The organism is Croceicoccus sp. Ery15 (genome assembly GCF_020985305.1).
In the GTDB taxonomy this organism is placed as follows: Bacteria; Pseudomonadota; Alphaproteobacteria; order Sphingomonadales; family Sphingomonadaceae; genus Croceicoccus.
The window spans coordinates 3,256,202-3,270,969 of sequence record NZ_CP087588.1 but is presented as its reverse complement, the minus strand read 5'-3'; the positions used below and the strand labels follow the sequence as shown (position 1 = coordinate 3,270,969).

13 protein-coding genes are annotated in these 14,768 nt (G+C 62.6%); 2 read left to right on the top strand and 11 right to left on the bottom strand.

The annotated features are described in order from the left end of the window. Positions 1–51: 51 nt before the first annotated feature. The 5 genes from LOZ77_RS15980 to glmU all read right to left on the bottom strand — a co-directional run bounded on the left by LOZ77_RS15980 (position 52) and on the right by glmU (position 7,606). The gene (locus LOZ77_RS15980; protein ID WP_230279962.1) at positions 52–792 is read right to left on the bottom strand and encodes a FadR/GntR family transcriptional regulator; all 741 of its coding nucleotides are present in this window, start codon (positions 790–792) and stop codon (positions 52–54) included. 121 nt (positions 793–913) lie between these two features. Further along, the gene (locus LOZ77_RS15975) at positions 914–3,967 is read right to left on the bottom strand and encodes a TonB-dependent receptor (protein ID WP_230279961.1); all 3,054 of its coding nucleotides are present in this window, start codon (positions 3,965–3,967) and stop codon (positions 914–916) included. Between the two features lie 104 nt (positions 3,968–4,071). Further along, positions 4,072–5,895, bottom strand: coding sequence for a glutamine--fructose-6-phosphate transaminase (isomerizing) (glmS, locus tag LOZ77_RS15970; protein ID WP_230279960.1), 1,824 nt, complete (start codon positions 5,893–5,895; stop codon positions 4,072–4,074). A gap of 23 nt (positions 5,896–5,918) precedes the next feature. Beyond that, complete coding sequence (locus LOZ77_RS15965) at positions 5,919–6,245, bottom strand: hypothetical protein (protein ID WP_230279959.1); 327 nt, start codon at positions 6,243–6,245, stop codon at positions 5,919–5,921. Further along, positions 6,242–7,606: a bifunctional UDP-N-acetylglucosamine diphosphorylase/glucosamine-1-phosphate N-acetyltransferase GlmU gene (glmU, locus tag LOZ77_RS15960; RefSeq protein ID WP_370638087.1), complete on the bottom strand. Its 1,365-nt coding sequence runs from the start codon at positions 7,604–7,606 to the stop codon at positions 6,242–6,244. The genes LOZ77_RS15965 and glmU overlap by 4 nt, the downstream gene beginning before the upstream one ends. Before the next feature lie 93 nt (positions 7,607–7,699). Here glmU and LOZ77_RS15955 point away from each other — a divergent pair, with 93 nt between their 5' ends. Next, positions 7,700–8,398, top strand: a complete 699-nt coding sequence (locus LOZ77_RS15955) for an HAD-IA family hydrolase (protein ID WP_230279958.1) — start codon at positions 7,700–7,702, stop codon at positions 8,396–8,398. Positions 8,399–8,471: 73 nt separating this feature from the next. Here the strand turns inward: LOZ77_RS15955 and LOZ77_RS15950 are convergent, their stop codons facing one another. From LOZ77_RS15950 to LOZ77_RS15930, 5 genes are all read right to left on the bottom strand, one after another. Beyond that, a complete protein-coding gene (locus tag LOZ77_RS15950) occupies positions 8,472–9,527 on the bottom strand; it encodes a hypothetical protein (RefSeq protein ID WP_230279957.1) in 1,056 nt (351 codons plus the stop codon). A 68-nt stretch (positions 9,528–9,595) separates the two neighbouring features. Beyond that, positions 9,596–9,949 carry a DUF2794 domain-containing protein gene (locus tag LOZ77_RS15945; protein WP_230279956.1) on the bottom strand — a complete coding sequence of 118 codons (354 nt, stop codon included), beginning with the start codon at positions 9,947–9,949 and terminating at the stop codon, positions 9,596–9,598. 37 nt (positions 9,950–9,986) lie between these two features. Further along, on the bottom strand, positions 9,987–10,730 hold the full coding sequence (gene epsC, locus LOZ77_RS15940) for a serine O-acetyltransferase EpsC (RefSeq protein WP_230279955.1): 744 nt from the start codon (positions 10,728–10,730) through the stop codon (positions 9,987–9,989). Positions 10,731–10,825: 95 nt separating this feature from the next. Next, positions 10,826–11,467 carry an ATPase gene (locus LOZ77_RS15935; RefSeq protein WP_230279954.1) on the bottom strand — a complete coding sequence of 214 codons (642 nt, stop codon included), beginning with the start codon at positions 11,465–11,467 and terminating at the stop codon, positions 10,826–10,828. Between the two features lie 3 nt (positions 11,468–11,470). Further along, positions 11,471–12,751, bottom strand: a complete 1,281-nt coding sequence (locus LOZ77_RS15930; RefSeq protein WP_230279953.1) for a heavy-metal-associated domain-containing protein — start codon at positions 12,749–12,751, stop codon at positions 11,471–11,473. Between the two features lie 194 nt (positions 12,752–12,945). Here LOZ77_RS15930 and purM point away from each other — a divergent pair, with 194 nt between their 5' ends. Further along, entirely contained in the window at positions 12,946–14,052 is a 1,107-nt protein-coding gene (purM, locus tag LOZ77_RS15925) for a phosphoribosylformylglycinamidine cyclo-ligase (RefSeq protein ID WP_230279952.1), read from the top strand. Positions 14,053–14,080: 28 nt separating this feature from the next. Here the strand turns inward: purM and LOZ77_RS15920 are convergent, their stop codons facing one another. Continuing rightward, positions 14,081–14,563, bottom strand: coding sequence for a hypothetical protein (locus LOZ77_RS15920; RefSeq protein ID WP_230279951.1), 483 nt, complete (start codon positions 14,561–14,563; stop codon positions 14,081–14,083). Between the last annotated feature and the right edge of the window lie 205 nt (positions 14,564–14,768).

Here is a 14,768-nt window from a genome sequence, read left to right as displayed (position 1 = left end):
GTCAAGGCAGTTTGGCAGACCAGTGCAGGATTTTCTATAAATCCAATTTGGCTAACCAATTTTTTGCGCGGTGGTAAAGCGTTCGCGGCTTTCCGATGCACGCTTGCGCAATTCCTCCAAAGCCTGCTGCTCGGTCGCGTCGAGCATGGCCTGCAACAGCCGGTGGAAATGTTCGCGCATCGCTGCCCGCGCGGCGACCGCATCGCGGTTCTTCAACGCGTCGAACACGGCGCGGTGTTCCTCTGTGCGGGTGTCGGCATCGTGGACGCACACCGATTCATAGGTGGCCTTCACGTCCGGAATATCCTCGCGCATGCGCCACAAGGTCTGGATCGTGTGAAGGATCGCCGCATTATTCGATGCCTTGGCGATGGTCAGGTGGAATTTCTCGTCCGCCTCGTTCGAAATCTTCTCGTCGCTCGACCGCATGTCTTCGACAAGCTTTTCAAGCGTTTCGATGCCTTCTTCGGTGATGTTATGCGCCGCCAGCGCCGCCGCTTCGGATTCGATCAGCAGGCGGGCCTCGGTCACTTCGAATGCCGACGCGCCGGGCAGTGCCCCCATCAGCTCTGGCTGACGCTCGCTGACATACACGCCCGATCCGGTCTTGATCTCAAGCCTGCCCACGGCCTGAAGCGCAATCTCTGCCTCGCGGATGGTGACGCGGCTGACGCCCAGCCGTTCGGCCATTTCGCGCTCTCCCGGCAAGCGGGTGCCGGGCGGGAAGGCGCCGTCGTCGATCAGCTGAGCGATCTGCTCGGCGATCGATTGGTATAGTCTTGTTCCAGTCATAGCGCACCGTCGTCCGAGATTGCCCCGATTTTGTAAAGGGCCGTTAGCAAGGATAGCGCATGTTTTGGTAGGACAAAAAGAGTGCCCGGTGCACTGGAGAGGTTTGCACCGGGCACCACGATCAGAACCTTGCCCGGACCCCGAAGTAATAGCGGGGGCCATAGGAAAGGACCTGACTAATATTGTTTGTCGTGCCGCGATAATCGGTTCGCGGTTCGTTGAAGAGGTTTAGCCCTTCCGCGCTCAACCTGATATTGTCGGTCAGCTTGTATGAAATTCGCGCCTCGAACACGCCGGTGTCATCGACATAGCGGACGCGCCCGGGGGTAGAGACGAACTGCTGAAAATAGCTGCTGCGATACTTGTACACGCCCTGCAGCTCCAGATTGCCGATTTCATAGAACGCCTGTGCCGACAATACGTGCTTGGACAGGCCGAAGATATTGGCAGGCGGGATCAGCCCCTCGCTAACCGTAGTCGTGCCATCGGGATTGACCGTCGTAATCGCGCCCAGCGTATCGTCCTCGAATTCGAAATTCGAATCCGCGAAGTTATAGCTGAGTTTGAAGCCAAGCCCGTCGAGCGGCTGCGGCAGCCAGGCCAGACGGTGGGCCGCCGTCACTTCGAAACCCCAGATCGTGCTGGTATCGTCGGTGGTGTTGGTCGTGGTGACCAGCGTTTGCAGATCCTGCCCGTCGACGGTGAAGGTTTCGTACCGGCCAACGGTTTCAAACCCGCCGTTGAAGCTCTTGTAATAGGCGCCCACGGCCAGGATCGAATCCGCATCCGGATACCATTCCACCGCGACATCGGCGTTCCATGACATCAGCGGATCGCTGAACGGATTGCCGGTGGCATTGGCCGTGCCGATCGCATCCTCGATCGAATAGATCGGCGTATCGCCTTCGGCCAGCGCGTTGAACGTGCGGCCATAGGACATGGACGACGGATCGGGGCGCGACATCGCGCGATAGACCGCGAAACGGCCCAGCAGGTCGGGCTGGAATTCGGCCGTCAGGTTAAAGCTGGGCAGGAATTCGGTATAGCTGTTGCTGGCCTTTACCTCGCTCAGAGTGCTTTGGTCTTCACTGATCGACAGCAATTCGCCGGTCACATCGTCGAATTCGGCGGTCAGTGCGCCGCGGAAACCCTTGGAGCTGACCGTAGTTTCGACCACGCGAACGCCGAAATTGCCCAAGACGGGCAAACCGCCCAGATCACCGTCGAAATTGGCCTGCAGATAGACGGCCTTGGTCTTTTCGCGGACATCGCTGTTCTGGATGGAATCGAACGATCCGTCGGGATAGATCGGCACGGCATTCTCGTCGAACTCGATCAGACCGCTGGGGTCGTTCGCCTCCAGCGTCTGGGCAAGGCACAATGCATCCCATGTCGCGAACGTATTGGTGCTGCCGGTTACATTGCCGTTCTCGTCGACGATCGTGACCAGCGGATTGCCGCCCGAGACAGAGCTCAGGAAACCGCTTTCGGGAAAGGCGGTGCGGCATGCCTGATTGGCGATTGCCAGCGCCTCGTTGCTATACACGTTCTCGATCCGGCTGGTGCCGGTCGAAGCACCGGGAACGTCGCTGTATTTCAGTTCCTGAAAACGCACGCCGCCCTGAACCGATTTCAGGAAGCCGTCGAATTCGTAATTCAGATCGCCCCGCCATGAGAATATCGAGTTGAAACGGTCGGATTCCAGATCGTAGCGAACGCGCGCATTGTCGCGGTACAGATCGTAATTGTCGGGGTCGAAACCCAGCACCACGAAATTGGGGATCTGCGATCCGTTCTGCGCGATCAGATAGGCAGTTTCCACACGGTCGTCGGTGCTGCTGCCATTGCTTTGATAGGCCAGCGGGTATTGGTCTTCATTGCCGAAGATATCCTCGCCGTCGCGGATACGCATGCGCACCTGCGTCGCCTCTTCGATACGCTTCGTTTCCGAATAGGAAACATCGCCCGAGAAGGTCAGCCGGTCGGTCGCCTCTACCTCGAAGTTCAGGCCGCCGCCGTAGTAATCCTCGCGACGTTCGAAATATTCACTGTTCGATTCGATGCTGGTCTCGCCGGTGAACTGGTACAGTTCGCCATAGGGACCAGTGATCAGATCGTAATCGAGGCCGAATGCATCCCCCACGCCGTCAATACGGCGTCCCTCGGAAAAGTTGAGGTCGTGGCGCTTTTCACGGAAATCCCGCTTCGAATATTGGAAGTCGAGATTGATGTCGACGCCCGGCCCCGGCTGCATCTGCAGGGCCGCGAAAAACGAATCGCGTTCATCCTCGGTGATGTTCTGGCGATAGGAATAGCCGTTCTGCGCGATCACGTAATCTTCGGTACCGGCCGTGTCGGGACGGTCGGTGTTGCAATTGCCCGACCCGAACACGCCGGTGCCCGAACCGGGCACGTTAGAGCAATAGTTCAGCGTATTGCTGATCGCAGCTTCCTGTTCGGGATTGGTCGAGCTGTTGCGCGAATAGCCGAGCGAAATGCCCAGTTCGCCATCGCCAAGCTGGAACTGGTCGATATAGCTCAGCGTGGCGCGATAGCCGAGGTCCTGAAACCGCTGATCCTCTTCGATGTCGAGGTTGTCGGGATTGACGTTCAGCTTGAATTCGCCCTGCACGCGGGTCTTGCCGTAATCGATCGGCTTGACCGTCTCCAGAGTGATCTGGCCCGCCACGCCGCCCTCGATCAGGCTGGCCGACTGGGTCTTGTAGATGCCGACCTTGTTGAACAGCTCCGAAGGGAACTGGCTGAAATTGACCGATCGGTCGCCGCTGCCATTGGTGGCCGCGCGCCCGTTGATGGTGGTCGAGCTGAGGAACGGCCCAAGCCCGCGGATCGAGATTTCGGTCGCGCCGCCGTTTTCGCGGTGCGAGCTGGCACCCGTCAGCGTTTCCAGCGCCTCTGCGATGGAAAGGGCAGGCAGATCACCGATTTCATCGGCTGCCAGCGCGTCGAAGATCAGATCATTATCGCGCTTTTCCGCAATCGAGCCCTGAATGGTCGCGCGGATGCCCGAAACGACGATAACCTCGTCATCGGTCTGCGGTTCTTCCGCGTCCTGCGCCTGCGCCTCGGGCGCTGCAACCAGCGCCAGAGCGGTTCCGGCCAGCAGGACCGACTGAACTGATGATTTTCCGGCACGCGCGAAATGGCGACGCATGTCCATAACTCCCTCCCACAACTTTATTTGCGGAAGGAATAACCGGACTTATATCTCTGTCAACCCTAGATCGATAAATTATCAATCCATTCTGTCATGCCAATTCACTCGACCGTTACCGATTTGGCCAGATTCCGCGGTTGATCCACGTCGGTCCCCTTGGCCACGGCAACGTGATAGGCCAGCAATTGCACCGGAACGGCATAGACCAGCGGCGCGATCAGCGGGTGGACCCGCGGCATTTCGATGGTGGCAAGGCAGCCTTCACCGGCCTCTGCGATCCCCTCCGCATCGCTGATCAGCACGATCCTGCCGCCGCGTGCGCGCACTTCCTGCATGTTGGAGACGGTTTTTTCGAACAGCGGGCCCGACGGTGCCAGCACCACCACCGGCACCAGATCGTCGATCAGCGCGATCGGCCCGTGCTTCATCTCGCCGCTGGCATAGCCTTCGGCGTGGATATAGCTGATTTCCTTCAGCTTCAGCGCGCCTTCCATCGCCAGCGGAAAATCCGGACCGCGACCCAGATAAAGCACATCCCGCGCAGGCGCGATCAGATGCGCCATGGCGGCAATATCGTCGTCATGGGCCAGCGCATCGTTCAGGCTGGCGGGCGCCTCCAACAGATGGTCGACGATCTCGCGCTCTTCCGCCGCGCTCAGTCGGCCCTTCTTGACCGCGAAATGCGCCGCCAGCGCCGCCAGCACGGCAAGCTGGCAAGTGAAGGCCTTGGTCGATGCCACACCGATTTCCGGCCCCGCATGGGTGGGCAGCAGCAAATCCGCCTCGCGCGCCATGGAACTGGTCGGCACGTTGACGACGACCGCGATGGTCTGCCCCGCCTGCTTGCAATGGCGCAGCGCGGCCAGCGTGTCCGCTGTCTCACCGCTTTGCGAGATGAACAGCGACAGCCCGCCATCCTCCAGCACTGGATCGCGGTAACGGAATTCGGAAGCCACATCGATATCGACGGGCACGCGGGCGAAAGTTTCGAACCAGTATTTCGCGACCATCCCCGCATAGTAACTGGTACCGCAGGCAACGATGGTTACACGCTTGATGCTGGTGATATCGAAATCGATCTGCGGCAGGGCGACGGTGCGTTCCAGCTGCCGGATATAGCTGCGCAGCGTTTGCGCCACCACGGTCGGCTGCTCAAAGATTTCCTTCTGCATGAAGTGGCGGTAATTGCCCTTCTCGATCGCAACGGCGCTGGCGCCCGATTTGGTGACCGGCCGCTCGACCGGCTGGCCATCCGCATCGAAAATCTGCGCGCCCTGCCGCGTGATGACGACCCAGTCGCCCTCTTCCAGATAGGTGATGTCCTGCGTCAACGGAGCCAGAGCCAGCGCATCGCTGCCCAGATAGGTCTCGCCCTTTCCGTACCCCACCACCAGCGGCGATCCCAGACGCGCGCCGATCAGCATGTCGGGCGCGGAACGGAATGCGATGGCCAGCGCGAATGCACCGCGCAGCATGGGCAGCACTTCGCGCACGGCGTCCTGCGGCGACATGCCCTGCTCGATCCGGCTCGACAGCAGATGGACCACGACCTCGCTGTCGGTTTCGCTTTCGAACTTGCGCCCCTGCGCCAGCAGCTCGTCGCGCAGCGGCTTGAAGTTTTCGATGATGCCATTGTGGACCAGGGCTACTTCGTGGGTGGCATGCGGATGGGCATTCGCCTCGGTCGGAGCGCCATGGGTGGCCCAGCGCGTATGGGCGATGCCGACATCGCCTGCGGCAGGGCGTGCGGCCACTTCGCGGGCCAGATTGGCCAGCTTGCCCTCTGCCCGGCGGCGGATCAGCGCGCCGTCATGTATGGTGCAGATGCCCGCACTGTCATAACCGCGATATTCCATCCGTTTCAGCCCGTCGACCAGCCGGTCCGCGACAGGCTCTGCACCGACGATCCCGATAATCCCGCACATTTAATAGGTTTCCTTTTGCCCCGTCAGTGCGGGAAATTGGTGTCGACGAAATGGCGCGTGAATTCGCGCGGATCGGGTTCCTTGCCATTGGCCTGCAGGAACTTCAGCCGCCCCTTGTCCCACACCTCGCGGATGGCGCCGGGCATTCCGGGGCGGAATTTCATCCGCTGCTCCACGATGGACCGCCAGCTGCCGGTCTGGCCGAATGCCTTGTGAAACTGCGGCTCCATCGCGGTGAGCGACCGGTCGGCAATCGGGTCCAGATAGCCGGTCGCCGCCAGCACATAGCTGTCGAGCAAGCGCAGGAACGGCTTGCCGTTGTAACGCCCTTCTATCGCCAGCCCGCTCATTTCGTTTCCTTCTTCTTTTTCATCGCGTCGTGAAACCGGTCCGCCCAGCCTGGCTTGACCAGTTGCTCGCCGCGCACCAGCCGCAATTCGCCGTCGCCCACGTCGCGGGTCACCGCGCTGCCCGCCGCGACGATGGCATCGGCCCCGATCTTCAACGGCGCGATCAGGGCCGAATTCGATCCGATAAACGCCCGGTCGCCAATGACCGTGCGGTGTTTGAAATAGCCGTCGTAATTGCAGGTAATCGTGCCCGCCCCGATATTTGCGCCTGCACCCACCGTGGCATCGCCCAGATAGGTAAGGTGATTGGCTTTCGCCCCTTCGCCGATGGTACTGTTCTTCACCTCGACGAAATTGCCGATCTTCGCCGCCGGTTCCATCACTGCGCCAGGGCGCAGTCGGGCATAGGGGCCGACTTCGCACCCCTCGCCCACCTGGGCCCCTTCCAGATGGCTGAACGCGCGGATCGTGGCATTGGCGGCGACTGTCACGCCCGGGCCGAAAACCACGTTCGGTTCGACCACCACATCCACGCCCAGCGCCGTATCCCAGCTGAAGAACACGGTTTCGGGTGCGCGCAGCGTGACGCCCGCGGCCATGGCTTCGGCACGGCGGAATTGCTGCCACTGGCTTTCCGCGTCGGCCAGTTCGATGCGGCTGTTAATACCGGCCACTTCGGACGGATCGGCGGTTTCGACCACGGCACAGGCCTGCCCGTCGGCAGTGGAGAGGTTCACGATATCGGGCAGGTAATATTCGCCCTGCGCATTATCGTTGCCCACACGGTCCAGCAGGGCGAACAACGCCTCGCCCCGCACGGCCATCACGCCCGAATTGCACAGGTTGCAGGCGCGCTCCTGATCGGTAGCATCCTTATGCTCGACCATTTTCACGATCCGGCCGTTATCGTCGGCAATGATCCGGCCATAGCTGCGTGCATCGTCGGGGCGGAAGCCCAGCACCACGGCGGGCGGCGCATCGCCGGCGTGCAACCTCTGCTGCATTTCAGCCATGGTCGTGCTGCGCAAAAAGGGCACATCGCCATACAGGATCAACACATCGCCGGTAAAACCGTTCAGCTTCTCGCGCGCTTGCAGCACCGCGTGGCCGGTTCCCAATTGCCGGTCCTGCACCGCGAAATCGGCCTTGCCTGCCAGCGCGCGCTCCACCTGTTCGCGCAGATCGCCAGTGACGACGATGGTACGCGCGGGGTTCAGCGCGGCGGCACTGGCCAGCAGATGGTCGATCATCGGCCTGCCGGCGATAGGGTGCAGCACCTTGTGCAGCGCGCTTTTCATGCGCGTGCCCTTGCCCGCGGCGAGGATAATGACGGCAAGCTCTCTTGGTTCGGTCACGGCAATTCCGGTCGGATAAGGGGTAGTGGTTTCGGGCTTGATGAATTCGTGTGGGGCTGACTTGCCAGCAATTTGTTGCGGTTTCCATAGGGACAGGGCATGCGCGCACAGGCAATGTCCGAACCCGACCATTCCCCGATCCGCTTCGACGTCATCGGTTTCGATCTCGATGGCACCTTGCTCGATACCGCTCCCGATATCGCACATGCCCTGAACCACGCCTTGATGCTGGCGGGGCGACCCGCACTTCCGCTGGAAGAGATACGCCCTATGATCGGCGGCGGTGCCAAAAAGCTGCTGGCGAAAGCATTGGGCGATGGAAAGCGCGTGCCCGCCAGAGAGCTGGAACCGCTATATGAACGGTTGCTGACGCATTATCGCGCGAATATCGCGGTGGAAACGCGCGCCTTTGACGGGATGGAGCGCGCATTGGACGCTTTGGCGGCCCGCGGGATCAAGTTGGGCGTTGCGACTAACAAGCTCGAAGCGCTTGCCGTGGATCTTCTGGATCAGATCGGGCTGAAGAACCGCTTTTCCGCCATTGTCGGCGGCGATACGCTGGGAACCGACCGGGCCAAGCCTTTGCCCGACATGCTGAATCATCTGGCCCACCTGTGCGGCGGCAAATCCATGGCCTTCGTCGGCGATTCCGCGTTCGACGTCAAAGCGGCGCAAGCGGCAGGCATGCCCGCCATCGCGGTCAGCTTCGGCTATCCCGGCATGCCAGTGGATGCGCTGGGGGCCGACCGGATCATCGACCATTATGACGAGCTGGTGCCCGCGCTTGCGGCGCTTTAACAGGCAGAGGGGCCGATTGACCGAGCGGGGCGCCGCATGCCCCCTTCCCCAAAGTTGGGTTGCGGGAACCTAACTATCCCGCTGCGACTTGCGCATTGTCCATATCCGGTGACAGCGGGGGCAGCTTGGCCCGCAACTCGGCGGGGACCAGCGGCACCACCCGCATGCGCAATTTCGTCCAGAAAGTCGAAAGCATGAGCAACGCCGATCCAATGACCAAGGTGGTGATCGACACACTCGCCTCAATCGCGCCAAAGGCCTGCACCACTTCGCCCAAAGCATAAAGCACATAGGCCAGTGCCGATACCAGCAGCGCGCGCCGGTCGATGGCCAGCGCAACCAGCCCCAGCACGACATAGGTGGCAAGGATCGCCACCGCGCCCCACATATTGGTGCCCACGCCTGAAAACACGCCATAGAATGAAAACAGCGGGTGGATAATCAGCGGGGCGGCCAGAAGGTGTAACCAGAACGCGACATCGCTGCGCCGCGTGAGCCGTTGTGGATCCTGCGTGTCCCACGCCATCGCAAATCCGAATGTGATCAGCCCGCCGATAAACACCAGAGGCGTGGTCATCGTTTGGGCCAGTACGCCCGCGAATTGTTCGACAATGGCCAGCAGGCCGACGATCGCCATAACGATCAGCGCCGCCGCCCCCGCAGCAATGGTTATCGGCACGCGAAACCGCCGCCAGTGGGCAAATGCCGCGATGGCTGCAAGCGGTCCGGCGGGAATGGCGAACCAGCCTTCCTCCATTTGCAAAGCCGATCCCAGCAATATGGGAAATAGGGCACAGCCGCCGATAAATGCCAGCGCCAGCACGATTGATGGCAGAGCCATGCGACGTTTCAGCGCAAAATATTCCGACAACGCCCATGCCAGAGCCGCCACGGCCAGCGCGCCCAGCGGCGCATAGACCAGCGCACCGATACTGCCCACCGCAACCATCAGCAGCACCGCGGCAATAGTCACGAATATATCGTTGAAGCTGTTGAGCAGGCGGAAATTCTCCTCACTCCCGCGAGGCATTCCGCGGAGATGGGCCACGTGATCGCGTAGCGCCTGTGCCGATTGCCTGCTGATCGCGCCCGCCGCGATCGCGGAATTCAGATCGTCTTCGCTATACACTGGCACCCCCGCCCTGTCAGGCTAACAGCCTATACGATTGCTGACAGAACTGCCAGCAGGACCCCCGCCTAGTCGTCCACGACCTTCAGCAAGCGTCGTTCGATCAGCGACAGCACGCCAGCCAGCTCGTGCCCGCGTTTTAGCACCTGGCCCGCTTCGCCGAACAGGGTCCACATGCCCTGGCGGCTGCGCAGTGCGGGGCATTTCTCGATCCGGACCTGCGGGCGTTCGGCGGCGCGGCGGAACGCGGAAAAGCTGGCCGCGTCCTTGCCGAAATCTATCGCATAGTCGCGCCATTGTCCGGCGGCGACCATGCGGCCGTAAAGGTCGAGGATGCGGTTGAGTTCGAGCCGGTCGAAACCGATCTGCTGCACCCCGCCGCGCGGCGGCGATCCGCCATGGATCGGAACGACATTATTCACGCAGCGCCCCCGTTACGAAAGCGCGGACGGGCGACGATCATCCGTTGCCCACCTCGTCGATGATCTCTTCACCGGCAGGCGCGGGCTCTACCTTGCGCTCGGGCATTGGCAGCGGCCCCTGTCCCTTGGCAGCGCGCAGCCGGTCGATCTCGGCCTTCAGCGTGGCGATCTGCTCTTCCAGTTCGTCCATGCGGGGCATCGCCGGTTCGCACGGGTCCTTGCAGGGCGTGCCATAGGGCATGAACCGCTTTTGATAGGTTTCCGCCGCCACCAGCGTCGAACGCGCCTTTTGCCCGATCATGGTCGCGCCTTCGGGCACATCCTCGATCACCACGGCAGCGGCGCCGATGCGTGCGCGCTCGCCGATGGTGACGGGGCCGATGATCTGCGCGCCCGACCCCACGATCACCCCGTCGAGCAGGGTCGGATGCCGCTTGCCCGGAATGCCGTTTGTGGGGTTGGTGCCGCCCAGGGTCACGCATTGATAGATCGTGACATTATCGCCGATTTCGGCGGTTTCGCCGATCACGCTGAACCCGTGGTCGATAAAGAAATTCCGGCCGATTTTCGCACCCGGATGAATGTCGATCGCGGTCAGAAAACGCGCGGTATGGTTCACAAAGCGCGCCAGAAAGAACAGCCCGCCGCCATAGAACCAGTGCGCGATCCGGTGCATGCCCAGCGCCAGAACGCCCGGATACAGCAACACTTCCCAGCGCGATCGGGGCGAGGGATCGCGTTCCGCCACGGAGTCGAGATAGGCGATCAGCCGGTCAAACATGGCTCTATACTCGCATTTGCAGCGCCGCGGGGCAAGCCGTGCGCGTTTTAGCTCAATCGGTTGGGCGATCACCGCAACTTAAAGCAGGCCGCCTGTTAAAGGAGATCGCCCTGCTCGCCCGTGCCGCCGCCCAGAATGTCCAGCGCCTCGCGCCAGACCGCCAGCGTCGCGGGGATCTTGCGTTCAAGGCTGATGCGGTCGATTTCCGCGACCAGAGCCTCTACCCCCGCAAAGCTGCGCGGCGCGCGCGGCACGAGGTAAGTGGTGGCCCCGTCCGCCAATGCAAGCCCGCGCGCTTCGGCATGCGCCTCGATCAACCCCTCGATCATCGTGTCATCGGGCGTTTCGATCCGCAGATTCAGCGCCGCGCCCAACCGCGAGCCGAGATCGGGAAGGGTGACTTGCCAGCTGTCCGGCACCGGCGGCCCGACGATCAGCAGCGGGCGGCGCGCTTCCTGCGCGCGGTTCCAGCGGTGGAAGATCGCGTCCTCGTCCAGCGCTTGCGCATCATCGATGGCGTCGCCCAGACCGCTTTCAGCAAACCAGCGCGCGATCAGCGATTTGCCCGATCGCGGCTCTCCCCACAAAAGCGCGGTGCGAAACGGCCAGCTATCGGCAAGGCGACAGGCCTCCAGCACGTCCTCGTTCGCGGGGCCGATCACGATGCGGGTCGAACCGCCGTGCCGCATTAGGGGCAGCGGGATCTGTCCGGCAAAGGGTTTGGGCGGCGCGGCCATGGCCTAACGCGAAATGCGCAGCGCATCGGCCCCTTGCGTCACCTGCCAGCCGCGGGCGCGCAGGGCTTCGGCAAGACCGTCGAGATTGCCGGCATAGCCCACCTGCAGCACCGAAGTGCCGCCGATGGCAAGGCTGCCGACCGTGGTATTCGCAACGCCCGGCGTACCGTTGATGCCCGTCAGCGCGGCATCCAGCGATGCGGGGTCGGGCGTGGCCACCTGCACCGCGAACCGGCTGAGCGGAGCGGCGGGCTGCGCGGTTACCGGCTGCGGCACCGGTGCGGCAGTGCCCGGCTGCGGCGCGTTGGCCGGAGCAGCAGGTGCGGCTTCGCGTGTCAGCGCCTCGATCAGGGCGGGGTCGATGGTCGCCTCTTCCACGTTCAGCGTATTGTCGACCCGCAGGCGACCATCGGCCATGGCGCGCGCATAGACCGCATCCATGCGCTCGACCGCGCGTTCCAGCATGGCGGGCAATTCGGCATCGTCCGCCGCCGTCATGGTAAAGCTGCCCAGATAAGCATTGTCGGGCCCGTGGCGCGCGGTGAATGTTCCCACCACCGGACCGCCCGGCCATTGGCGTTCCAGCCGCGCCACCGGCACCAGCACGTCCGCCGCGCCGAATTCGTCAAGGATGTTGCGCCACCAGCTACGGCTGCGGCGGCTAGCCTGTCCCGCGGTCAAAAGCAGCGATTCGCCGCCCGCGCCGAACGGGCGCACGTAATCGATCGGGCTGGAACCCGTGCGGAACTGTGCCCATGCGCGCTGCCACGGCGTGCGATGTTCATAAAGCTGCGCGACTCCGCCCGAATAGGTCACCGGCAGCACCAGCATCGGCGCGGACCGCACCATCGCATCGGTCTGGCCGAACAATTCCCCTGCGCGCGCGCGGTCGAAAATCACGCCCAGCTTTGCGACATAGCGGCGCGGGCCGATCTCCTCGCGCTCTACCACCACGGCGGATACCATCTGAGCCAGACGCGAATCGGGCACTTGCGGTGCCTTGGCACCGGCATGGGTGCGGGCATAGAGCACGTCCCACGCCTTGCGCTGCGCCTGAAGCCAGCCATTGGTGCGCGCTTCCTCGGCCGTTTTGCCGGTGGCGTTCACCGAAATGCCGTCCACTTCGAAATCGCCGCTGCTGGCGATGGGGGCGATGCCGCGATCCCCTTCGACCTGCGCGGCGACGCGCCAGCCCGCCAAAGCCAGCGCCGTCAGCACGAATACGACGAAAATCGCGCGGTAAGGCAGCGTGTCGCGAACAGGATTCGAAAGCGAAATCGACATATCGGAAAAAGGCTTAGGGCGGCCTAGCGGCCACGCACAAGAAGCATAATGGCGTTCATGCCCGCTTCTTTGCCCAAATGGCCGTGGAAATCCAAGCCGGAAAGCGATAGGCGCTGCCCCTTCACCGGTGCGTCGCGCATATTGCCGCGCACCGCAGACTTGATCGGGGCCTGTGTGCCCAGCCGGGAAATGCGATGAACGACAAGAGCGACAGCCCGAAAAGCTATAGTTACGAACAGGCCGGCGTGTCGATCGCCGCGGGCAATGCGCTGGTAAAGGCGATCGCCCCGCTGGCGAAATCCACCGCCCGCCCCGGCGCCACCAGCGAGCTGGGCGGTTTCGGCGGGTTCTTCGATCCCAAGGCGGCAGGCTATACCGATCCGCTGCTGGTTGCCGCCAATGACGGCGTGGGGACCAAGGTAAAGCTGGCCATAGATGCCGACCGGCACGACCATATCGGCATCGATCTGGTCGCCATGTGCGTCAACGATCTGATCGTGCAGGGGGCCGAACCGCTCTTCTTCCTCGACTATTTCGCGACCGGCAAGCTGGAAAACGGCGTGGCGGAACGTGTCGTCGCGGGCATTGCCGAAGGGTGCAAGATGGCCGGCTGCGCGCTGATCGGGGGCGAGACGGCGGAAATGCCCGGCATGTATGCGGCGGGCGATTACGACCTGGCCGGTTTCTGCGTGGGCGCGGTCGAACGCGGCGAGCAATTGACGGGCGACAAGGTCGCTGACGGAGACGTGCTGCTGGGCCTTGCCAGTTCGGGGGTGCATTCCAACGGCTATTCGCTGGTGCGCCGTCTGGCGGCGGACAAGGAATGGAAGCTGGACCACCCCGCCCTGTTCGATCACGAAACCCTGTTGATCGACGCGCTGATCGCGCCGACGAAGATTTATGTGAAGACGCTGCTTGGCCCGATCCGGGCGGGCCGCATCCATGCGCTGGCCCATATCACCGGCGGCGGCCTTTTGGAAAACGTGCCGCGCGTGCTGCCCGATCATCTGCATGCCCATATCGGCGCGGGCAGCTGGGACCAGCCGCGGTTGATGGCGTTCCTGCAGGCGCAGGGCAATATCGAGCCGGAGGAAATGGCGCGCACCTTCAATTGCGGCATCGGCATGGTGCTGGCGGTTGCGCCTGATGAAGCCGCTTCGCTGACCGCCGATCTGGAAGCCGCGGGCGAAACCGTGTTCCGCATCGGCGAAATCCGCACCGGCGCACGCGGCTGCACCGTTTCGGGCAAGGCTGGCGATTGGTCCGCCCGCGCCGACTGGACCGCAACGCACGCGCAATAGGACGCGTGCGCCGCGGTTCGCCAAGTGTTTAAAAGGCGCGGCCGATGGCTGCGCCGAACACCACCGCATCTTCCCCTTCGGAAAAATCATAGTGTAGCTGGGGTGACAGCGTCATGCCGTTACCCAGTTCGAATTCATAGACCGCCCCCAGTCGGCCCATCAGGAATTCCTCGCCCTCGGCAAACTCCACGCCGGGTCCGACCTGCACGGCCAGCCCCTCGAACAGATGGATGTCGGCCGCCGCGATCAGCGTGGTCGAATCCAGCTCTCCAAAGGCGTGTTCAGCGACAAAGCCGACACCCAGCAATTCGCTGATCCGGTATTCATAGTCGACACCCAGAGTGAACGCGGTTTCATCCGCCTGGTCCACATGGGTTCCGCCGATGACAAGGGACAGATGATGCGGCCCTTCCGCTTCTTCGACTATGCCTTCCCCGGCGCTTTCCTGTGCATGGGCGGCAGAACCGGTCCCGAATGTTAATGCAATAATTCCAAGCCATAGGCCGCGCATCACAACTTCCTTTTGCGAGCGCCCGTCGGGCTCTAGCTAGCCGCGCGCATCAGTTGCGGCAACAGTGAAACCGCCATTATCCCGCCTGTCCGTCTTGCCGCCGCCCTGCCAAGCCAATAGGGAGAGACCGCGCTAACTGGTGCGCTATCGGGTATGGAAATGACATTGCTTCACGGACAGCAACGGACAGGCGGGCCGGTTCCGC

What these genes read in the sequence shown, in the direction of transcription:
- LOZ77_RS15980 (WP_230279962.1), bottom strand. Translation starts at nt 792, where the DNA reads ATGACTGGAACAAGACTATACCAATCGATCGCCGAGCAGATCGCTCAG.
- LOZ77_RS15975 (WP_230279961.1), bottom strand. Translation starts at nt 3,967, where the DNA reads ATGCGTCGCCATTTCGCGCGTGCCGGAAAATCATCAGTTCAGTCGGTC.
- glmS (WP_230279960.1), bottom strand. Translation starts at nt 5,895, where the DNA reads ATGTGCGGGATTATCGGGATCGTCGGTGCAGAGCCTGTCGCGGACCGG.
- LOZ77_RS15965 (WP_230279959.1), bottom strand. Translation starts at nt 6,245, where the DNA reads ATGAGCGGGCTGGCGATAGAAGGGCGTTACAACGGCAAGCCGTTCCTG.
- LOZ77_RS15955 (WP_230279958.1), top strand. Translation starts at nt 7,700, where the DNA reads ATGCGCGCACAGGCAATGTCCGAACCCGACCATTCCCCGATCCGCTTC.
- epsC (WP_230279955.1), bottom strand. Translation starts at nt 10,730, where the DNA reads ATGTTTGACCGGCTGATCGCCTATCTCGACTCCGTGGCGGAACGCGAT.
- LOZ77_RS15935 (WP_230279954.1), bottom strand. Translation starts at nt 11,467, where the DNA reads ATGGCCGCGCCGCCCAAACCCTTTGCCGGACAGATCCCGCTGCCCCTA.
- LOZ77_RS15930 (WP_230279953.1), bottom strand. Translation starts at nt 12,751, where the DNA reads ATGTCGATTTCGCTTTCGAATCCTGTTCGCGACACGCTGCCTTACCGC.
- purM (WP_230279952.1), top strand. Translation starts at nt 12,946, where the DNA reads ATGAACGACAAGAGCGACAGCCCGAAAAGCTATAGTTACGAACAGGCC.
- LOZ77_RS15920 (WP_230279951.1), bottom strand. Translation starts at nt 14,563, where the DNA reads ATGCGCGGCCTATGGCTTGGAATTATTGCATTAACATTCGGGACCGGT.